The 19,441-nt window shown below is 35.5% G+C and carries 21 protein-coding genes; 9 read left to right on the top strand and 12 right to left on the bottom strand.

Features of this window, described 5'->3' with window-relative positions; all coding sequences use genetic code 11:
* Positions 1-14 precede the first annotated feature (14 nt).
* The gene (locus HMPREF1052_RS04335; RefSeq protein WP_005760062.1) at positions 15-1,016 is read right to left on the bottom strand and encodes a phage baseplate protein; all 1,002 of its coding nucleotides are present in this window, start codon (positions 1,014-1,016) and stop codon (positions 15-17) included.
* 128 nt (positions 1,017-1,144) lie between these two features.
* Between HMPREF1052_RS04335 and HMPREF1052_RS04330 the strand changes: the two genes are divergently transcribed.
* Positions 1,145-2,107, top strand: a complete 963-nt coding sequence (locus tag HMPREF1052_RS04330; RefSeq protein WP_005760111.1) for a DMT family transporter — start codon at positions 1,145-1,147, stop codon at positions 2,105-2,107.
* A 40-nt stretch (positions 2,108-2,147) separates the two neighbouring features.
* On the opposite strand, the gene HMPREF1052_RS04325 is transcribed toward HMPREF1052_RS04330, so the two are convergent.
* From HMPREF1052_RS04325 to HMPREF1052_RS04315, 3 genes are read right to left on the bottom strand one after another with little or no spacing between them, the layout of a single operon-like run.
* Positions 2,148-2,537, bottom strand: a complete 390-nt coding sequence (locus HMPREF1052_RS04325; protein WP_005760046.1) for a SufE family protein — start codon at positions 2,535-2,537, stop codon at positions 2,148-2,150.
* Positions 2,537-3,739 (bottom strand): cysteine desulfurase, encoded by a 1,203-nt coding sequence (locus tag HMPREF1052_RS04320; RefSeq protein ID WP_040596286.1) that lies wholly within the window; start codon positions 3,737-3,739, stop codon positions 2,537-2,539. The genes HMPREF1052_RS04325 and HMPREF1052_RS04320 overlap by 1 nt, the downstream gene beginning before the upstream one ends.
* Positions 3,739-4,266, bottom strand: a complete 528-nt coding sequence (locus HMPREF1052_RS04315) for a thermonuclease family protein (protein ID WP_005760106.1) — start codon at positions 4,264-4,266, stop codon at positions 3,739-3,741. Before HMPREF1052_RS04315 ends, HMPREF1052_RS04320 begins: the two co-directional genes overlap by 1 nt.
* Before the next feature lie 132 nt (positions 4,267-4,398).
* Between HMPREF1052_RS04315 and HMPREF1052_RS04310 the strand changes: the two genes are divergently transcribed.
* The 3 genes from HMPREF1052_RS04310 to HMPREF1052_RS04300 are packed head-to-tail and all read left to right on the top strand — an operon-like array spanning position 4,399 to position 6,871.
* Complete coding sequence (locus HMPREF1052_RS04310) at positions 4,399-4,824, top strand: CidA/LrgA family protein (RefSeq protein ID WP_005760120.1); 426 nt, start codon at positions 4,399-4,401, stop codon at positions 4,822-4,824.
* Entirely contained in the window at positions 4,824-5,510 is a 687-nt protein-coding gene (locus HMPREF1052_RS04305; protein ID WP_005760049.1) for a CidB/LrgB family autolysis modulator, read from the top strand. The genes HMPREF1052_RS04310 and HMPREF1052_RS04305 overlap by 1 nt, the downstream gene beginning before the upstream one ends.
* 5 nt (positions 5,511-5,515) lie before the next feature.
* The gene (locus HMPREF1052_RS04300; protein WP_005760014.1) at positions 5,516-6,871 is read left to right on the top strand and encodes an anti-phage deoxyguanosine triphosphatase; all 1,356 of its coding nucleotides are present in this window, start codon (positions 5,516-5,518) and stop codon (positions 6,869-6,871) included.
* A gap of 53 nt (positions 6,872-6,924) precedes the next feature.
* Here the strand turns inward: HMPREF1052_RS04300 and HMPREF1052_RS04295 are convergent, their stop codons facing one another.
* Both HMPREF1052_RS04295 and argR read right to left on the bottom strand, forming a co-directional pair.
* A complete protein-coding gene (locus HMPREF1052_RS04295) occupies positions 6,925-7,812 on the bottom strand; it encodes a TIGR01777 family oxidoreductase (RefSeq protein WP_005759980.1) in 888 nt (295 codons plus the stop codon).
* Between the two features lie 5 nt (positions 7,813-7,817).
* Positions 7,818-8,285 carry a transcriptional regulator ArgR gene (argR, locus tag HMPREF1052_RS04290; RefSeq protein WP_040596285.1) on the bottom strand — a complete coding sequence of 156 codons (468 nt, stop codon included), beginning with the start codon at positions 8,283-8,285 and terminating at the stop codon, positions 7,818-7,820.
* A 210-nt stretch (positions 8,286-8,495) separates the two neighbouring features.
* Here argR and mdh point away from each other — a divergent pair, with 210 nt between their 5' ends.
* Positions 8,496-9,434, top strand: a complete 939-nt coding sequence (gene mdh / locus HMPREF1052_RS04285; protein ID WP_005760117.1) for a malate dehydrogenase — start codon at positions 8,496-8,498, stop codon at positions 9,432-9,434.
* A 107-nt stretch (positions 9,435-9,541) separates the two neighbouring features.
* On the opposite strand, the gene prmB is transcribed toward mdh, so the two are convergent.
* Positions 9,542-10,495 carry a 50S ribosomal protein L3 N(5)-glutamine methyltransferase gene (gene prmB / locus HMPREF1052_RS04280; RefSeq protein WP_005760126.1) on the bottom strand — a complete coding sequence of 318 codons (954 nt, stop codon included), beginning with the start codon at positions 10,493-10,495 and terminating at the stop codon, positions 9,542-9,544.
* Between the two features lie 126 nt (positions 10,496-10,621).
* Between prmB and smrB the strand changes: the two genes are divergently transcribed.
* Positions 10,622-11,128, top strand: coding sequence for an endonuclease SmrB (gene smrB, locus HMPREF1052_RS04275; RefSeq protein ID WP_005760057.1), 507 nt, complete (start codon positions 10,622-10,624; stop codon positions 11,126-11,128).
* Positions 11,129-11,169: 41 nt separating this feature from the next.
* Here the strand turns inward: smrB and HMPREF1052_RS04270 are convergent, their stop codons facing one another.
* Entirely contained in the window at positions 11,170-11,991 is an 822-nt protein-coding gene (locus HMPREF1052_RS04270) for a DNA ligase (protein ID WP_005760173.1), read from the bottom strand.
* 230 nt (positions 11,992-12,221) lie between these two features.
* On the opposite strand from HMPREF1052_RS04270, the gene codB reads away from it, so the two are divergent.
* From codB to HMPREF1052_RS04255, 3 genes are all read left to right on the top strand, one after another.
* The gene (codB, locus tag HMPREF1052_RS04265; protein ID WP_005760027.1) at positions 12,222-13,439 is read left to right on the top strand and encodes a cytosine permease; all 1,218 of its coding nucleotides are present in this window, start codon (positions 12,222-12,224) and stop codon (positions 13,437-13,439) included.
* A 50-nt stretch (positions 13,440-13,489) separates the two neighbouring features.
* Positions 13,490-14,752, top strand: a complete 1,263-nt coding sequence (locus HMPREF1052_RS04260; RefSeq protein WP_005760015.1) for a cytosine deaminase — start codon at positions 13,490-13,492, stop codon at positions 14,750-14,752.
* A gap of 179 nt (positions 14,753-14,931) precedes the next feature.
* Positions 14,932-16,077, top strand: a complete 1,146-nt coding sequence (locus HMPREF1052_RS04255; protein WP_005760150.1) for a 5-methyltetrahydropteroyltriglutamate--homocysteine S-methyltransferase — start codon at positions 14,932-14,934, stop codon at positions 16,075-16,077.
* 56 nt (positions 16,078-16,133) lie between these two features.
* Here HMPREF1052_RS04255 and HMPREF1052_RS04250 read toward each other — a convergent pair whose 3' ends face one another.
* The 4 genes from HMPREF1052_RS04250 to znuB form a co-directional block, all read right to left on the bottom strand.
* Positions 16,134-16,442 (bottom strand): BrnA antitoxin family protein, encoded by a 309-nt coding sequence (locus HMPREF1052_RS04250; protein ID WP_005760115.1) that lies wholly within the window; start codon positions 16,440-16,442, stop codon positions 16,134-16,136.
* Positions 16,423-16,695, bottom strand: a complete 273-nt coding sequence (locus HMPREF1052_RS04245; protein ID WP_040596283.1) for a BrnT family toxin — start codon at positions 16,693-16,695, stop codon at positions 16,423-16,425. The genes HMPREF1052_RS04250 and HMPREF1052_RS04245 overlap by 20 nt, the downstream gene beginning before the upstream one ends.
* A 235-nt stretch (positions 16,696-16,930) precedes the next feature.
* Positions 16,931-18,322 (bottom strand): prephenate-dependent tRNA uridine(34) hydroxylase TrhP, encoded by a 1,392-nt coding sequence (gene trhP, locus HMPREF1052_RS04240; protein WP_005760129.1) that lies wholly within the window; start codon positions 18,320-18,322, stop codon positions 16,931-16,933.
* Positions 18,323-18,652: 330 nt separating this feature from the next.
* A complete protein-coding gene (znuB, locus tag HMPREF1052_RS04235; RefSeq protein WP_005760012.1) occupies positions 18,653-19,438 on the bottom strand; it encodes a zinc ABC transporter permease subunit ZnuB in 786 nt (261 codons plus the stop codon).
* Between the last annotated feature and the right edge of the window lie 3 nt (positions 19,439-19,441).

Raw genomic sequence — 19,441 nt, 5'->3', positions numbered from 1 at the left:
AATAATTTTAGGAATTAAATTGGTACTACGGAACCATAAATATTTACAATTCTCTTCCCTGCATCACCGCAAACAATACATTGGTAGAGATGTAATTGACCTTTTCTATCTTGAGCAAAACACATACCTTCAGGCTCCCAGTGTTTTCCTTGTCCAGTGGTTAATGCTTCTTTTCTACCCACTTGATTATCCTGCGTATAATATAATAATTGACCGTCTAGCTGATACACAAAGGTTGCCTTATTAATATTAGGGTCCGTAAATCCTAATTGAATAACGACCATATTTCCATCTGAGGCGACTCCTTGTACTGGAAAGCTTTTTTCTTTGGATAACGCGGTAATTTCCCATTGATATACATATTGTTCAGTGTAATTTCCTCCTTGATTAAAAATAGATAAATCGAAGACTCGGATCACAGAATTATGATTTTGCTTTAGATGGCCTACCACAATTAAGTATTTATTATCAGAACTAATGCATGGTGTCACCGTACCTGTTGGCTTAAAGTTTTCTGTATCAAACAGTTTAAATACCTCGTATTCATCGATACTTTTATTGGGTTGATAAGGAAATCGAATAGCACAAGCACCATAATCAGTAATAGCTGCACCTGCTGAAGCCCAAAGTTTCATTGTTTTTTCGATATATTGAACGCCAATTCCTTGATGACCTCCAATATTTTCTAAAGACATATAACTTTCTGCTTGAATATTGCCATCTAATAAGTGATAACGACATACATAAGATTTTTCAGGTTTTCCTCCCACATGTTGAGAGAACATAGTTTTATTTAAAGAATCAATGGCAAAGCCTTGCACAACATTATTAGCTGAAGGGCCAATACGTACTAACGAATTGATAAGTTCTGCATTTGAAATGAAAGAAAAATCACTAGCAGGATTAAATTTTTGTTTTAATGCTAAAGCTAATGGAGAAAAACTGAGTCCGCTTGATAAAAGTAATAAACTGGAGGCGGTTAAGAAATTTCGTCGATTAAAAAATAGATCAGTCATATAAACTCCTTATGGTGATTTATTATTTAGAATAAAATAGAAAAGGAAAGTTCATGACTAAAATATTTACTAACTCAATGAATTTTATCCCAATAAGTGATTAGCGATATATTTTTATTTGTACTAAAATGGAAACCCTAAAATTGGAGGTGTTGATGTTGTTGATGTTGCTTTGTGTTATTGCAGGTTGTGGGTTATCCATTCAAACTGTCATTAATTCAAGATTGCGTAGTTATGTAGGTTCTCCTTTTTTTGCATCTATGGTTTCTTTTTTGGTTGGCACCTTTTCTTTAATTCTTGTTACTTTTCTCACGGGCAATCCTTTCTTTATTGATGTTGATATCTTTTTAAATACGCCATGGTGGTTGTGGATGGGTGGTTTATTTGGGGTAATTGCATTAACTACAAATATTTTACTTTTTCCGCATCTAGGGGGTGTTCAAACCGTGATTATGCCTATATTCGGGCAAATTATTATGGGAATACTGATTGACAGCTTTGGTTGGTTTAATGCTCCTTTAATTTCTTTTAGTTGGAATCGAGGTGTAGGACTCATTTTAGTTCTTATGGGAATTATCCTTGCGGTGACGATGAGTAAAACTCGTTATTATCCAGAACCTCAATCTAAGTCTGAGCCTAATATGATATGGTTATGGCGTTTGCTGGGTATTTTTGCTGGGATGCTAGGCGCAATGCAAACAGCAGTGAATGGTCAATTAGGGCGAATATTGCATTCACCTCTTCAAGCAGCATTAGTATCTTTTATTGGTGGCGCATTAGCATTGCTGATTTTTGTCGGAGTGAAAGAGGGGAGATTTCATCGGATATTTGAAACAACACAAAAGCATATGCCTTGGTGGTTATGGCTAGGTGGTTTATTAGGTGCTGCTTTTGTGTTTATGGGAGTGGTTTTAATGCCTATTGTTGGGACTGGAACCACAGTTATTCTTGCCTTATTAGGGATGATTTCGGGGAGTTTATTAGTAGATCAATATGGCATATTAGGCGCTCCTAGAAAACCTGTTTATGGAATTCAGATTTTAGGATTAATTATTTTATTTCTTGGCGTTGCATTAATTCGTTTATGGTAAGAGGCGAGGGAGAATAGGGTATTCTCCCTAAATACGATTATTAAATTTGTCCTAACTGATGAAACGCTGTTTCAATTTGTTTTAGACCATTTAAGCGAGTTGAACTCAGGCGTTGAGCAATGCCAAGTTCATCATAATAAGCAGTGAGATCAAAATGCTGTAATTGTTCTGGGGTTTTATTATGGACAGCAAGGATTAAAAGCCATAATAGCCCATTAATAATTCGAGCTTCACTATAGGCTTTTAGATAAAAAGTGCGGTCAGAATTTTGAAAAATTTTGAACCAAACTTTCGCTTCACAACCAGCAATTTGCTGCATTTCTGCTAATTCTTGTTCGGTGGGTTGAGAAATATTTTTACCTGCTTGAATAATTAATCGGTAACGTTGTTCCCAACCTTTGGCATTCTTAAGTTGTTCTAATAATTCCATTATTCAGTTAATAGCTCCAAACTGTTATCTAAGGCGGTAAAGAATGCATCAACATCTTGCTGTGAATTATAAGGCGCAAAACTTAAACGCAAGGTAGAGCTTTGAGCTAAGCGAGCAAGATAGGGTTGAGCACAATGTACACCTGTTCGTAAAGCAATATTTTGTTCCGCCAATAATGTTGCTAAATCGGAACTGGCAATATCCGTAAACACAAAGCTTATAACAGAACTCGGTTGTGGTGAACTAAATTGCAAACAATTTTTATAATTTTTTAACCGCACTTTTACCTGTTCTGCGAGAGCGATAGCTTGTTGTTCTGCTTGTTCAAGATCCCATTGCTGTAACCATTCTAGTACCGCATTAAAACCAATTACCCCAGCAATATTCGGGGTGCCGGCTTCTAAACGATAGGGTAATTCTGAAAATCTAATCGCTTGATTAGATACTTGCTCGACCATTTTGCCGCCATAGAGAAGCGGTTGTAATAATTCTAATGCAGCTAGTTTTCCTGTTAACACACCAATCCCATTCGGGCCATAAAGTTTATGAGCAGAGAAAGAGAGAAAATCAGCATCTAATTTTTGTATATCGATTTTCATATGGCTAATTGCTTGGGCTGCATCCACACTGACTAATGCTGAACTGTGTTGACGAATTAGTTTGATGAAATGTTGAATTGGTTGCTCGGTGCCTGTTACATTGGAAACAAAGTTTAATGCCACGACTTTTGTTTTTGAGTTTAAACAGCAAAGTAACGAACGTTCATCAATTAACCAGTTATCTAAAATAGGTAAAATATGCAATTTTGCACCGCACTTTTTAGCTATTTCCGACCAGGTCACAAAATTCGCATGATGATCGGCTTCACTAATAATGATTTCATCATCTTTTTGAATATATGGGATTAGACCATTAGCGACGGTGTTAATGGCTTGAGTTGTTCCTGAGGTCCAGATGATTGCTTTGTCGCTTTCAGCATTAATCAGTTGACGTATTCGAGTACGTGCTTGTTCATATTGTGTTGTTTGCTTTTCATCATATTGACTACGGTGAACTGAACCTGCCGATTGATAAAATGCCACAGTGGCATCAATCAGCGCCTGTGGTTTTAATGAGGTCGCTGCATTATCTAAATATACCACTGCATCTGAATGATTAAAGTAGGGAAAATGGGAGCGAAATTTTTGAACATCAAACATAATTAATCTCGATTCTTCTGTTGTCGTAGCTGTTTTTTAAATTTATTGTGATTAAAGCGATTTTTACGAAATTCACCCGGGGAAATCCGATGAGGATCCACCCAAAGACCGATTCTTTGTTGTTTTGCTTTGGCTTGTGCGGAAATATATTGGGTTGTGTGAGTATATTGATTATAAGCCCAAGCCATGCCTAACTGCACCATCTTAAGATTGATATTTTCACCTTTTTGATTAAATACCGTGGCTAAAATGCGTTGGTATCTGTCATATCCTGAAATCGATAATTTTACATGATGCTTAAAAATTAATTGAGAAAGCTGTTGTCGTGCTTGGTGACCAAAAGCTTGATAGCGTTCAGGAGCATCTATTTCTTGTAAGCGAATATTTAACATTTTTTTATGATGAGTTAAACAAGTGAAACTATCGCCATCGGAGATTTTAATAACATAACAGTTTATTATTTGTGTCGCTTGAGCAAAACAAGGAAAAATAATTAAAGTCAGGACTATTATTGATAAGTAGTTTTTCATTTATTTACGATTATATTGATTTATATAGGTATATTTTACTGAAAAAATATAACAAAACGAAGAAAATGGGAGTAAACTAATTACTCATTTCTTGATTTTGTATTAATTGACTCGATTTATTTGTAAGATTTTATGACACAAAAATTTTTTCTACTAGTACGTTCTCTGCTTATTTTATATATTATTTTGTTTATTGGAGAATGGATTACTCAAGTTATTCCTTTAGGTATTCCAGGTAGTATTTTAGGCTTATTACTGCTTTTTTTTGGTTTAACTACACAAGCGATAAAATTAGAATGGGTATTTTTCGGTGCTTCATTATTAATTCGTTATATGGCGGTGTTATTTGTGCCTGTGAGTGTGGGAATTATTAAATATTCTGATTTATTAATTTCACAAGCGACTTCATTGCTCCTGCCAAATATTGTGAGTACTTGTGTAAGTTTAATTGTTATAGGCTTTCTTGCGGATTATTTATTCTCACTAAATTCTTTTACCCGATTGCGTAAAAAAGTGATTAAAAAGCACCATGTTAATGTGAATAAAGGAGTCCTCTAATGATTTATCTTTATTCATTACTTACCATTGTTGCTTTTTGTTGTGCTTTGCAATTTACTAAACGCATTAAATCTGTTTTTTTAAATACGTTTGTTGTGACAGTTATTCTTTTAGTGGGATTTTTACTTCTCACAAAAATTCCTTATGATAGTTATATGCAAGGTAATGCACCAATTAATAATTTACTTGGAGTGAGTGTTGTGGCTCTAGCCTTACCTTTATATCAACAGGCTGGGCAAATTGCGGCACGTTGGAAAGCTATTTTATTAATTATAGTTACATCATCTTTGTTTTCAATGTTCACAGGTGCATTATTAGCGGTTCTTTTAGGTGGCTCATTAGAAGTCGTTGCCTCTGTTTTACCAAAGTCGGTGACAACGCCTATTGCTATGGCTATTGCGTCAAATATTGGTGGGCTTCCTGCTGTGGCAGCCGTTGGCGTCATTGTTGCAGGGCTACAAGGCTCTATTTTTGGTTATGTTGTACTGAAAAAACTGAAATTGAAGCATTCGGAAGCAATCGGGTTATCTATTGGTTCCGTATCCCATGCTTTAGGTACCGTAAGTTGCTTTGAAGTGGATCCTAAAGCTGGTAATTATAGTTCAATTTCTTTAGTATTATGTGGGATTATTAGTTCATTACTGGCACCGCTAGTATTTAAATTAGTTACACTTTTTATGTCATGATTACTATGGAAAAATTTGAAATTAATAATATTTGGCAACAACGTTATTTAGCTGATCCTGCAAGAGAAAACGACCATCGTCCGCCCTATTGTCGTGATAGAGGGCGTATTTTACATAGTGCGGCGTTCCGTTGCTTACAGGCAAAAACCCAAATTCATGCAGTGGGAGAAAATGATTTTTATCGTACCCGCTTGACCCATTCTTTAGAAGTCGCACAAATTGGTAGTAGCCTCGTGGCTCAAATGAGATTTGCTGATAGTGTGTCGCATTTAGCTTGTGATTTGAAGCAAGATTCAGCTTCATTACAACAAGCATTAAAAAATTTATTACCGACTACAGATTTAATCGAAAGCCTTTGCTTTGCTCATGATATTGGTCATCCTCCTTTTGGGCATGGTGGGGAAGTGGCACTTAATTATATGATGAGAGAGCATCATGGTTTTGAAGGCAATGCACAAACTTTTAGAATTGTTACTCGCCTTGAACCTTATAGCCTAGATGCAGGCATGAATTTAACACGTCGAACAATTTTAGGTTTAGTAAAATATCCGACATCATTGGATATTTCTTCTCCCGAATATCACAAACTTAATTTACAGACCAGTCATGATGCACGTTTGGTGAAAATAAATGATTGGCGTCCAGGTAAAGGCTTATTCTATGATGATTTAGCAATGTTTGATTGGTTACTTAGTCCGCTATCAAATTCGGATCGTGAGTTATTTAGCCAGTTCCAACGCGCTCGTCAATCCCCATCTGAAACTTTAAAAACCAAATTTAAATCTTTAGATTGCAGTATTATGGAATTAGCCGATGATATTGCCTATGGAGTGCATGATTTTGAAGATGCTGTGGTGGTAGGTTTAGTGAATCGCCATCAGTGGCAAGAGGCAGTAGAGCAATTTAAGAGATGTGATTCCATATGGTTTAAAGAGAATATTGATCAAATTACTGAAAAGCTTTTTTCTGATCAACATTATTTACGTAAAAATGCTATCGGTGCATTGGTAAACTATTTTATTACTCATGTAAGATGGAAATTAACAGATAATTTTGATGAGCCTTTACTTCGTTATAATGCAGAATTACCTGAAAATGCCTTAAAAGCACTAAATATATTTAAAAATTTCGTATTGAAATATGTGATTAAAGATGTAGAGAATCAACGTATTGAGTATAAAGGTCAACGAATGTTAACAGAAATGTTCCAAGTGTTCGCCTCTGATCCTGAAAGATTACTGCCTCGCAATACTGTTAAACGTTGGCAAAATGCACCTGAAGATGGTAAACATCGTATTATTTGTGATTATATTGCGGGCATGTCCGATGCTTATGCATTGAAAGTTTATCATCAATTATAGACGAAAATTTTTGTAGGATTGACCGCAGTTTTGACAGTGAAAAAACTGCGGTTTTATTTTTGAAATTTTTTTTGAAAATAGTCTGCTAGGGTTTCAAATTTGAATTGATAGCCTAATTTTAATAGATGCGTTGGATACACATTTTGACTATCTAATAATAATTGCACACGTTCGCCAAACAGGAATTTTAATAGAAAGGCGGGAACCATTGCGAAATGAAAACGTTTTAATGTGTTTGCCAAAATTTGATTAAATTCACTATTATGTACGGGATTAGGGGCGGTGAAATTAAAAATCCCAGAAGTAGTTTTATGATTGAGTAAAAAGTTAATGCCATTCACCATATCCTCTAAAGCAATCCAAGGCCAGTATTGTTGTCCTGAGCCCAATTTCCCGCCTAACCCTAATCGATAAATCGGTAACATTTTAGCTAATGCACCGCCTTTAGGTGCCATTATCATGCCTGTACGAATAATACAAACTCGGGTGTTTGCATTTAAAGCCGATTGTTCCCAGGCTTGGCATAATTCTGAGGTAAATGAATTATCTGGCGGTGAATTTTCAGTCAAAATTTTCTGCTGACCATCACCATAATAACCAGTAGCAGATCCTGAAATGAATAAAGGTGGATGATTACCTTGATTGATGAGGGTTGATAATTGTTGAGTTAATAAAATTCTACTATTTTTTAACCGCACTTTTTGTGCATTAGTCCATGGGTGATTGAAAATAGGTTCCCCTGCAAGATTAATCACGACATCAAATTGATCTAAATTAGTAAAATTTTCTAATTGCTCAATCCAGTCAATAGCAAATGAGCATTTTTGTTTCGCTTTTTTTATAGAGCGGGTTAGGGCAGTAATATGATGATGCTGGGCAAGTAATTGTGGAATCAGAGCAGTTCCTACTAATCCTGTTGCGCCAGTAATCAGAATGTTCATATTATCTATAAAGAATTTTCAAATAATGGTTGAATATTACCAATCAGGGTGCTGATAGAAGTCCCTTTGGTCGGTGTAATGAAGATTGTATCATCACCAGCAATGGTACCTAATATTCCTTCTGCTTTTCCTACTGAATCTAATAAACGAGCAATAAGTTGAGCTGCACCAGGGCTAGTTTTAACCACAATAACAAAATCATTATGATCAATATCTATAACTAAATTTTTTAGCGGGCTACTTGTGTTAGGTACACTCAATTCATTGGGTAAACAATAAACCATTTCCATACGAGTATTACGTGTACGCACTGCCCCAAATTTACTTAACATACGAGAAACTTTTGACTGGTTAATATTAGTAAAACCTAGCTCTTGCAATGCAGCAACAATTTCGCTTTGTGAGCCAAAACGTTCTTGTGATAATAACTCTTTAAAAACTGCCAGTAAATTATCTGTTTTCCCTGTTGTCATATCCATTTCTCTTACATGTAAAATTGCCTAGATTTTGCATAAAAATGCAAAAATTTGCAATAAAAAGTTTTATGAATAGGCTTCAAAAAAGAATAAAAAAACAAAAAATTTGTGCTAGATCTCAAAATTGAATTGTTGTATTTGTAATTCATAAGCATTAATTTTATACTCCTGACCGTTAAGAGTTATTTAAATTAATAGGAGATCCAAATGAAAGTAGCAGTTCTAGGTGCCGCAGGCGGTATTGGCCAAGCATTAGCACTATTATTAAAGTTACAATTACCAGCAGGTTCAGCGTTATCCTTATATGACGTTGCACCAGTTACTCCAGGGGTGGCAAAAGATATTAGCCATATTCCAACTGAGGTTGCTGTAGAAGGATTTGCAGGTACTGATCCTTCAGATGCCTTAAAAGGTGCGGATATTGTCTTAATTTCAGCTGGGGTTGCTCGTAAACCAGGTATGACACGTGCTGACTTATTTGATGTGAATGCGAATATTATTCGTAGTTTAATTGAAAAAGTTGCGGAGGTTTGTCCAAAAGCTTGTGTTGCTATTATTACTAACCCAGTTAATGCAACAGTGGCTATTGCTGCTGAAGTGTTGAAAAAAGCGGGAGTTTATGACAAACGTAAATTATTTGGTGTTACTACATTAGATACGCTTCGTTCTGAAACATTCATCGGTGAATTAAAAGGCTTAGATCCAACTCGTGTAACTATTCCTGTTATCGGTGGTCACTCTGGTGTAACTATTCTTCCATTATTATCTCAAGTTCAAAATGTAGAATGGTCAAGTGCTGAAGAAATTGAAACTTTAACAAAACGTATTCAAAACGCAGGTACTGAAGTTGTTGAAGCTAAAGCGGGTGGCGGATCTGCAACTCTTTCAATGGCACAAGCTGCAGCACGTTTCTGCTTATCATTAGTGAAAGGTTTAAATGGTGCTAAAGTGGTTGAATGTTCTTATGTTGAAGGTGACGGGAAATATGCTCGTTTCTTTGCACAACCAGTGCGTTTAGGTAAAGAAGGTGTTGAAGAATTCTTACCTTTAGGCAAATTAAGTGCCTTTGAAGAAGAAGCATTAAAAGGTATGTTAGAAACCTTACATGCTGATATTGCATCTGGTGAAAAATTCATTAAAGGCTAATTAAATTATAACCTGTGAAAACATTGTATGATGAATTTCATGTGATTTTTCTTATCAATTAAAATAAAAGGGAAACAAATGTTTCCCTTTTTAATCTAACACAAATTTTATTTTAAAAATTCAGCTTGATGTTCAACTAATTGTGCTTTAGTTAAAGCAAAAACCCCTAAGCCGCCATTGCGTAATTCTAGCCAATTAAAAGGAACATTTGGATATTGCTCTATCAAATGAATCATGCTATTACCCACTTCACAAACTAATACACCATTATCATTAAGATAATTTGCTGCGGTAGCGAGAATACGTTTGGTGATATCCAATCCATCAAAACCAGAACCTAGTGCCATTTCAGGTTCATGATGAAATTCTTCAGGCATATCATCAAGATCTTCTTGATCTACATAAGGAGGATTAGAAACAATTAGATCATATTTATCTGTAGGAAGATTATCAAATAAATCAGATTGTAATGGGAATACACGATCTAACAAGTTATACCGCTCAATATTAATTTCCGCAACATTGAGAGCATCAGTTGAAAGATCCACCGCATCTACTTCAGCCTCTTTAAATTGTTCGGCACAAGCAATAGCAATGCAACCACTGCCTGTACACATATCTAAAATACGTTTAGGTTCTTTGCCTAATAAACTTTGGAAACGATCTTCAATTAATGCACTGATAGGAGAGCGAGGAATAATCACACGTTCATCTACATAAAATTCCAATCCACAGAACCAAGATGAATTGGTCAAATAAGCCACAGGTAAACGTTTTGCTAAACGTTGAATAACTAACTCAATAATAGCCTGTTTTTCCGATAGGGTAAGACGAGTTTCATATAGCTCATTAGGAAGATCTAAGGGGAGATCTAAACCTGATAAAACTAATTGGACAGATTCATCCCAACTATTGTCCTGACCATGTCCGTAGTAAATATCTGAGCGATTAAAATTACTATAAGTCCAACGGAAATAATCTTTAATAGTATGTAGTTGATTAGTGATGTCGTCGTTTTGAATGAACTCAATAAGTTCTTGATTGAAGGTAGATGTGGTCATAATAATACCTATAGCTAAATGTTAGAGAAAATCTCTGTTGAAGAAATCTCTATCTAGGATTAATTCCGCAACATTATACGCTATATGTGCTATCATATCAGTAAATATCTGTATTTAGAGGCAATAATGTTAGAGGATGAAGATATAAATTTGTTTCGTGAAAGTATTCAAGGGGTTAAAAAAATTAAACAGAATACTTATGTTCCGCCAAAACAAATTAATGTAAAGAAAAAATCAGAGCAACGTGAAATTCGCGAGCAAGCTGATACCTTATTTTATTTTTCCGATGAATATGAACCGCTATTAAATGAAGAAGATGCAGTGAAGTATTTGAGAAAAGGAGAAGATAGTTATTTGCTCAAACAATTACGCCGTGGTGATTTTTCACCAGAGTTATTTTTAGATTTACATGGGTTAACTCGAGAACAAGCTAAATTGGAATTAGCCAGTTTAATTCAGGCATGCATTGATGAGCATATTTATTGTGCGAGCATTATGACTGGTTATGGGACTTACACCTTAAAACGCCAAATTCCACGTTGGTTAGTTCAGCATCCAAGAGTAAAAGCATTACATAGAGCTCCCAAAGAATGGGGTGGTGATGCAGCTATTCTTGTACTAATTGAAGTTTAAAAAAGCCTACTCGAGTAGGCTTTGTTATAGTAAAACTGCGGTTATTTTTCAGAAAATTCTTCTTTTACTCGCCAATAAGTGGCAAATCTTGGTTTTCCAGTTTTGGTTAATCCTCGATACTTATAGGTAATAATTGAACCTAAACTAGGAGGATTAATCCTATCTGCTAGTTTAAATCCTGAACCAATCTTAAATTTTCCTCGATGATTTTCGCAAGTAAGCGATCCCAAAACTTTTTCGAATTGCCCCTTGCCTTTATGATGTTCGATCACCGTACATTCTTCATCTAACTGAGATTTTAATTTTAAAATCTGATGGCTGCGTTTTCTTTCATATGGTGCGTTTGGATTACGCAATACAATTCCTTCGCCTTTTTGCTGTTCAACATGTTGTAAAAATTGCTGAATATGTTGTTGATTTTTAATTGGAATTTGTTCAATTATTTGAATATAAGAAGTGCGGTGATTTTTGAGAAAATTTTCAAGGACAGCTAAACGTTCAAACAGATTGCCCTGTGCTTCTGGCACGTCAAAAACATAAAGTTTTAATTGGTGCCAACCTTTATCTTCTAAGGAGCTTGTAATTGAAGCTATTTTTTCAAATTGATTGCGTTCATTAAATAATTCTCCATCAATTGGAAAAGGGGGAAAATCTTGAATAAAATATTCTGGCACTGAAAGTTTCGTACCTTGCCTTGTGAATAATTGTTTGCCATCCCAGTATCCTCGCACACCATCGAGTTTTTCGCTCATCACCCAACCTTCAATATTTTGATCTTTGTAAGAGCTTAACAGCATCAGATGAGGTGTTTTACTTTCAATACTTAAACTTAATAAACATAAGGTTAAAATCCATTTATTCATTATTCTCTTCTCTTATTTAAAAATTAGCTTTTTATCATCTGCTGTAAAAGAGTGAAGTTTGTGATGAGAATTTTTCGATCTTTATCGCAAAAGAGAAAATATTGAATAATAAAAGTGCGGCATAAAATAAAAAAATTTTATTTTATAAAAGGCATAGGCAAACGTTTGCTTTGAGTATATAATCCGCTCGTATTTTTAATTTTATTTCAGAGAGGATAAAAAAATACGTTATGAGTCATGAAAATTACAGTTTAAAACCCGTTCCACAAAGTGAACGGAAAGGGGCTGTTGCATTAACTTTTGTTATGCTCGGCCTAACATTTTTCTCCGCTAGTATGTGGACAGGTGGCACTTTAGGTACACAATTAACTTATGATAATTTCTGGTTTGCAGTCATTATTGGTAATTTAATGTTAGGTATCTATACTTCAGCTTTAGGTTATATCGGTGCGAAAACTGGCCTCACAACTCACATTCTCGCTCGTTATTCATTCGGTGTGAAAGGTTCTTGGTTACCATCATTATTATTGGGTGGAACACAAGTCGGTTGGTTTGGTGTTGGTGTTGCCATGTTTGCAATTCCAGTAAACAAAGTAACGGGTATCGATGTTAACTATCTTATTTTTGGTTCTGGTTTATTAATGACCATAACCGTATTCTTTGGTATTTCAGCTTTAACGATTTTGTCATTAATTGCGGTGCCTGCGATTGCAATTTTAGGTTGCTACTCTGTTTATTTAGCGGTAACCGAAGTCGGTGGTTTAGAGGTATTACAAGGAATGCAGCCTAAAGAAACAATTTCAAATGCACAAGCTATCGCATTAGTTGTCGGTTCATTTATCAGTGCAGGCACATTAACCGCTGACTTTGTACGTTTTGGTAAACGTGCTAAACAAGCTATTGTTATTGCGATGATAGCTTTCTTCTTAGGCAATACTTTAATGTTTGTATTTGGTGCCGCAGGAGCAGCGGTAAAAGGAATGTCAGATATTTCTGATGTGATGGTGGCTCAAGGGTTAATTATTCCAGCGATCATTGTATTAGGTTTAAATATTTGGACAACTAATGATAATGCACTTTATGCATCAGGATTAGGTTTCGCCAATATTACAGGATTAAGTAGCCGTCCATTATCTGTAGCCAATGGTATCATTGGGACTATCTGTGCATTATGGTTATACAATAACTTCGTAGGTTGGTTAACTTTCTTATCAGCAGCAATACCGCCCGTGGGCGGCGTGATCATTGCGGATTATATTTTACGCAATAAATCCTATGCAGATTTTGAAAAAGCACATTTTGTTACTATCAATTGGGCCGCTATTTTAGCGGTGGCAGTAGGTGTCTTATGCGGTCAATTTATTGCCGGGATTATTCCAGTCAATGCGGTATTAGGTGGTGCGATAGCATACTTTATCTTAAATCCATTATTCGCTAAATTAAGATAATAAGTGATCATCGGGCAGGTTTTAACCTGCTCAATTAATAGGAACAAACTATGTTAATCAAAAATACGCACTTAGCAGATCGTGAAGGTTTATGGCAGATTTTGATTGAAAATGGCAAAATCAGCAAAATTCTTCCTAATGATGAACAAATTGATTTTTCAGGTGATGTACTTGATGGAGAAAATGGCATTGTCTATCCACCATTTGTCGAACCTCATATCCATTTAGATGCCACTCAAACCGCTGGTCAGCCTAATTGGAACCAATCAGGAACTTTATTTGAAGGAATTGAACGTTGGGCAGAACGTAAGCAATTACTCAGCCATGAAGACGTCAAACAACGAGCATGGAAAACGCTAAAATGGCAAATTGCAAATGGTATTCAATATGTTCGCACTCACGTAGACGTATCAGACCCAAATTTAACGGCACTTAAAGCGATGCTTGAAGTGAAAAAAGAAGTTGCTCCTTGGGTTGATGTGCAAATTGTTGCCTTTCCACAAGAAGGTATTCTTTCTTATCCTAATGGTGAAGCCTTATTAGATAAAGCCATGCAATTAGGCGCTGATGTTGTTGGTGGTATTCCTCATTTTGAATTTACTCGTGAATACGGTGTGGAATCAATGCATATTGCATTTAAGATTGCTCGTAAATATGGTAAACAAATGGATATCCATTGTGATGAAATTGATGATGAACAATCTCGTTTTGTGGAAACTGTCGCCGCACTCGCACTTAAATATGAAATGGGTGAAAAAGTGACTGCCAGTCATACGACAGCAATGCATTCTTACAATGGTGCTTATGCTTCACGTTTATTCCGTTTATTGAAAATGTCAAAAATTCATTTTGTTGCCAATCCACTGGTAAACATTCATTTACAAGGTCGTTTCGATAGTTACCCAAAACGTCGAGGTATTACTCGGGTAAAAGAAATGTTGAAAGCGAATATTAATGTGTGTTTCGGCCATGATGATGTGTTTGATCCCTGGTATCCATTAGGTACGGCAAATATGTTACAAGTTCTCCATATGGGGCTCCATGTCTGTCAGCTAATGGGTTATGGACAAATTAATGATGGATTAAAACTGATCACAGAAAACAGTGCAAAAACTTTAGGTTTAACAGATTACGGTATCAAAGAAGGTCATTCAGCTAATTTAATTATTTTGCCCGCAGAAAATGGCTTTGATGCGGTACGTCGCCAAGTGCCTACTCGATATTCAATTCGTCAGGGTAAAGTGATTGCAGAGACGAAACTTGCACAAAGCGAGATTCATTTAGACCATACAGAAATTATTACCTATGGTTAAAATTTTCTGCTTTTAAACCGCACTTTTTAAAGGCATAGTATCAGTAAATGCCTTTATTTTAATCTCTATCTCACAATATGAATGATTTTCATATTGTGAGGGAATATTTTTCATCCCCATTAGCAAGAAATATTTGTTAGAATCGTTTCAACAATAAAAACAAAATCTAGGAAATTAAAATGAGTAACTTATTCCCCAATGCCCAACCACGTACACAAGCGCCATACCGTTTTGATATTGTAGGCAGTTTCTTACGTTCAGAGGCGATTAAAAAAGCACGTCATCAATGTAGCTGTGGTGACATATCTTGTGCCGATCTCACTCAAGTGGAAGACGAAGAAATCGCTAAATTAGTGACCCAACAAAAAAATGTAGGGCTACATGCGGTAACAGATGGCGAATTTCGCCGTACATTTTGGCATATGGATTTTTTAGCAGCACTAGATGGTGTAGAAGAAATAGACGCAGAAAAATTTTCAGTCCAATTCAAACATCATGATGTTCGTCCTAAAACATTAAAAATTATTGATAAAATTGATTTTTCTGAATCTCATCCTTTTGTTGAACATTTTCGTTCAGTGCAAAAAATTGCCAATGGTACAGAAGTAAAATTTACCATTCCTTCACCATCAATGTTACATCTTATCACTAATGTACGAGCAACGGATTATGTGCCAATTCCACGTTATGAAAACAACAACTCATTATTATTAGATGACATTGCTAATGCCTATATCAAAGCAATGAATATCTTCTATAAATTAGGTTGCCGTAATCTTCAATTAGATGATACAAGTTGGGGCGAATTTTGTGCAGAAGATAAACGTAAAACTTATAAAGAACGAGGTCTTGATTTAGACCAAATTGCTAAAGATTATGTTTATATGCTCAACAAAATTGCTGATGCTAAACCAGAGGATCTTGCATTAACCATGCATATTTGCCGTGGTAATTTCCGTTCAACTTGGTTCTCTGCGGGTGGGTATGAGCCTGTTGCTGAAACTTTATTTGGTACATGCCGTGTAGATGGTTTCTTCTTAGAATATGATTCGGATCGTGCGGGAGATTTTAAACCATTACGTTTTATTAAAGATCAGCAAGTGGTTTTAGGCTTAGTAACATCTAAGGATGGCGCATTAGAAAATCGTGATGATATTATTGCTCGTATCAAGGAAGTGACACAATATGTGGATATCAATCAACTTTGTTTGAGTCCGCAATGTGGTTTTGCCTCAACGGAAGAAGGTAATATTCTTACTGAAGAACAACAATGGGCGAAGTTAGAATTCATTCGTAGCATTGCAGAAGAAGTTTGGGGAAAATAATTTTCCTTTCTGAAATAAAAAACACGAGCTTAGACTCGTGTTTTTGTTTTCTAAAATTACAAACTTGAATGAACATAATCAAGTAAGACTTTATCAATCTTACTTTGCCAGCCTTTTCCCATGGCTCGGAATTTTTGTAGCACTTCTGCTGACAAACGAATTGATACTAATTCTTTAGTTGGCGATTTTTGTTTTCCACGATGAGATTTAATTCCATGTTCTTGCATATGCTGACGTACCATTGCCATAAACTCTGGAGACATCACTTCTTCAATCGGACGGAACTGTTCTAGTTCTTCATCGGTTAATTCTGGAAGATCTTCATCATCTAAAGGTGGTAATGGTTTACTTATATTCTCTTTCATATTTTCTTTGCTCCCTTTTATTTGCCTTACGAAAACTAATTATCCGAATGCTATCATCTCTAGGAGTAAAACAGATAGAATGAAGTCGCTCATCTAGATAACCCAAAGCAATAAATCGAATTTCTAAGTATTGAAATCTTTCATCCTGCCAAATAAGAGCAGTGTCCCAATCGAATTCTTTAGTTTTTTCAAAAGATAAATCTCGTAATTTAATATTTCTTTGAGATTTATTTATATCATATGTAATTAACATAGTTACCTCAAATTGTATTTACAATTAACTATAAATGCAAGAGGGTATTTTTATAGAGAACGGGCAAAGAAAGAAGAAAAATGCAGAATTTTTGCGATATAGATCGTAATTTAGAAAATTCATCATAAAAAAAGCCCTTTCAATAGAAAGGGCTAAATATATTTGGAGTCATACTTTTTAGGGTATGGAAAACATTATATACATAAATTTAATAAATGCAACATATTTTTAACATTTATTTTTGATGTGGATTTCTCGTGTTACTATTTACTAAATTACGCATTAATAGAGCATAGTCTAAATCAATATCGGCAGGCACATCTAAAAATACAAAATGCCCATCTCCTAGTCCTGCATCTACATTTTCATTTTTGCGATTAAGCATGCGTTCAATTTTAAAAATAATATTACCTTTAGGTGTCATCATTTCTACTTCATCGCCTAATAAGAATTTATTCTTAACCGCAACTTCTGCCATACCTTGTTGATTACGTTTACCCGTAAATTCACCTACAAATTGTTGACGTTCAGAAATACTGTAACCGTATTCGTAGTTTTGGTATTCATCATGAGTATGGCGACGTAAGAATCCTTCTGTATAACCACGGTGTGCTAAACTTTCCAAAGTATCCATTAAGCTGGTATCAAATGGTTTTCCAGCAGCAGCATCATCAATGGCTTTACGATACACTTGGGCAGTACGAGCACAGTAATAGAAAGATTTTGTACGTCCTTCGATTTTCAGTGAATGCACCCCTAATTGGGTGAGTTTTTCAACATGTTGTACGGCACGAAGATCTTTTGAGTTCATAAAATAGGTGCCGTGTTCATCTTCAAATGCAGTCATTTGCTCATCGGGGCGATGTGGCTCAGTATAAAGAAAAACTTTATCAGTGGTTTGTCCCTCACCTAAAGTGGGTGCCACATTTTTTACCTCAATTTCAGGCTCGAATTTTTGTACACTTTCTTTAGCTACAATATTGCCTACATCATCTGTTGTGCCTTCTTCCATTTTGTATTCCCAACGGCAAGCGTTGGTACAAGTGCCTTGGTTAGGATCACGTTTATTAATATAACCAGAAAGTAAACAACGTCCAGAATAAGCCATACATAATGCACCATGTACAAAAATTTCTAGTTCAATATCTGGAACTTGTTGACGAATTTCTGCTATTTCCTCAATGGAGAGTTCACGAGACAGAATCACTCGAGTTAATCCCATTTGTTTCCAGAATTTTACTGTTGCCCAGTTAACTGCATTCGCTTGTACTGAAAGGTGAATATCAATCTCAGGAAAATTCTCACGTACTAACATAATTAAACCTGGATCAGACATAATTAATGCATCAGGCTTCATATCCACGATGGTTTTAATATCTTTAACGAAGGTTTTTAATTTTGAATTATGTGGAGCAATATTTACCACCACATAGAATTTTTTACCTAAGCTATGAGCCTCATCAATGGCTTGTTTTAGAGTAGCGTGATTAAATTCATTGTTACGAACACGTAAGCTATAACGTGGTTGCCCTGCGTAAATAGCATCTGCACCATAAGCAAAAGCATAACGCATATTTTTAAGCGTGCCTGCTGGAGACAATAATTCTGGTTTGAATGGAGTAGTCATAAATTTCTCTTTTTGTCTGAGTTCAAGTCAGTGATTCACAGCAAGGTGAACCGTTAGGAATGTGTATTGTAGGGAGATTTCTTAAATTGTAAAGCAATGAATGAGATTTCTTGCAATCTTGCCTAACTGCTCTTTGTAAAAAATAGCTATTCCTAACGTTTATTTGTGAAAGGTTATCACTAATGAAACTCTAAGTTGTTTATTAGTATGGTTTTATGTTTAAAAGTGCGGTGTTTTTTTAGAAAATTTTGTTTCTAATATTTTTTAAAACGAAGTTCTTCCTCCCATGGGAGGAAGAGAACGGTATTTTGATCAATAGATAGACGAAAACTATTCAGTGGAGTGCTTTAATAAGGACATTAAGAAAATAAATGAAGAACAGATCACTACAGAAGGGCCTGCTGCGGTATTGTAGAAAGCGGATAATAATAAACCTAATGACACTGCAATCATACTTAAGATAATCGCAATGAACACCATGCTTTCAGGGGTTTTAGCAAATCGACGAGCGGTGGCAGCAGGGATAATTAGTAATGAAGTAATAATTAATGCGCCGACAAATTTCATACTTAAAGCGATGGTAAGTGCGGTTAAAATCATCAAAATAAATCGCATGCGGCGAATATTTATTCCTTCCACTTGAGCTAATTCTGGGCTAACGGTGGTGGAAATTAGAGGTCGCCACTGATAAATTAAGACGGATATTACCACGATGACGCCAACACCAATATAAATCAAGTCTTGATAATTTACTGCCAATAAATCACCAAATAAATATCCCATTAAATCTACCCGCACATTTTGCAATAATCCTACCGTGACTACGCCTAGTGATAAGCAGCTATGAGCAATAATGCCAAGTATGGTATCGACAGAAAATTGAGAATGGCTTTCCAACCACACCATAGCAATAGCTAAAATTAGGGTAAGAATCAGAATAGCAAGATAGGGATTAACATTTAAGAAAATCCCAATGGCAACCCCTAATAATGCAGAATGGGAGAGGGTATCACCGAAATATGCCATTTTACGCCATACCACAAAAGCGCCTAAAGGTGCAGTAATTAAAGAAAGTAGCATTCCTGTTAGCCAAGCAGGAAAAATAATTTCAAACATAAA

The sequence above is a fragment of the Pasteurella bettyae CCUG 2042 genome (assembly GCF_000262245.1).
GTDB lineage: Bacteria > Pseudomonadota > Gammaproteobacteria > Enterobacterales > Pasteurellaceae > Basfia > Basfia bettyae.
This window is presented reverse-complemented; position numbering and strand designations above follow the sequence as displayed.

Excerpts from the sequence above, each read along its gene's own strand:
- HMPREF1052_RS04305 (WP_005760049.1), top strand. The coding sequence starts at position 4,824 with ATGATTTATCTTTATTCATTACTTACCATTGTTGCTTTTTGTTGTGCT.
- prmB (WP_005760126.1), bottom strand. The coding sequence starts at position 10,495 with ATGACCACATCTACCTTCAATCAAGAACTTATTGAGTTCATTCAAAAC.
- HMPREF1052_RS04315 (WP_005760106.1), bottom strand. The coding sequence starts at position 4,266 with ATGAAAAACTACTTATCAATAATAGTCCTGACTTTAATTATTTTTCCT.
- HMPREF1052_RS04325 (WP_005760046.1), bottom strand. The coding sequence starts at position 2,537 with ATGGAATTATTAGAACAACTTAAGAATGCCAAAGGTTGGGAACAACGT.
- HMPREF1052_RS04295 (WP_005759980.1), bottom strand. The coding sequence starts at position 7,812 with ATGAACATTCTGATTACTGGCGCAACAGGATTAGTAGGAACTGCTCTG.
- HMPREF1052_RS04250 (WP_005760115.1), bottom strand. The coding sequence starts at position 16,442 with ATGAAAGAGAATATAAGTAAACCATTACCACCTTTAGATGATGAAGAT.
- argR (WP_040596285.1), bottom strand. The coding sequence starts at position 8,285 with ATGACAACAGGGAAAACAGATAATTTACTGGCAGTTTTTAAAGAGTTA.
- HMPREF1052_RS04255 (WP_005760150.1), top strand. The coding sequence starts at position 14,932 with ATGAGTAACTTATTCCCCAATGCCCAACCACGTACACAAGCGCCATAC.
- HMPREF1052_RS04245 (WP_040596283.1), bottom strand. The coding sequence starts at position 16,695 with ATGTTAATTACATATGATATAAATAAATCTCAAAGAAATATTAAATTA.
- HMPREF1052_RS04310 (WP_005760120.1), top strand. The coding sequence starts at position 4,399 with ATGACACAAAAATTTTTTCTACTAGTACGTTCTCTGCTTATTTTATAT.
- smrB (WP_005760057.1), top strand. The coding sequence starts at position 10,622 with ATGTTAGAGGATGAAGATATAAATTTGTTTCGTGAAAGTATTCAAGGG.
- HMPREF1052_RS04300 (WP_005760014.1), top strand. The coding sequence starts at position 5,516 with ATGGAAAAATTTGAAATTAATAATATTTGGCAACAACGTTATTTAGCT.
- codB (WP_005760027.1), top strand. The coding sequence starts at position 12,222 with ATGAGTCATGAAAATTACAGTTTAAAACCCGTTCCACAAAGTGAACGG.
- mdh (WP_005760117.1), top strand. The coding sequence starts at position 8,496 with ATGAAAGTAGCAGTTCTAGGTGCCGCAGGCGGTATTGGCCAAGCATTA.
- HMPREF1052_RS04260 (WP_005760015.1), top strand. The coding sequence starts at position 13,490 with ATGTTAATCAAAAATACGCACTTAGCAGATCGTGAAGGTTTATGGCAG.
- znuB (WP_005760012.1), bottom strand. The coding sequence starts at position 19,438 with ATGTTTGAAATTATTTTTCCTGCTTGGCTAACAGGAATGCTACTTTCT.
- HMPREF1052_RS04330 (WP_005760111.1), top strand. The coding sequence starts at position 1,145 with ATGGAAACCCTAAAATTGGAGGTGTTGATGTTGTTGATGTTGCTTTGT.
- HMPREF1052_RS04335 (WP_005760062.1), bottom strand. The coding sequence starts at position 1,016 with ATGACTGATCTATTTTTTAATCGACGAAATTTCTTAACCGCCTCCAGT.
- trhP (WP_005760129.1), bottom strand. The coding sequence starts at position 18,322 with ATGACTACTCCATTCAAACCAGAATTATTGTCTCCAGCAGGCACGCTT.
- HMPREF1052_RS04270 (WP_005760173.1), bottom strand. The coding sequence starts at position 11,991 with ATGAATAAATGGATTTTAACCTTATGTTTATTAAGTTTAAGTATTGAA.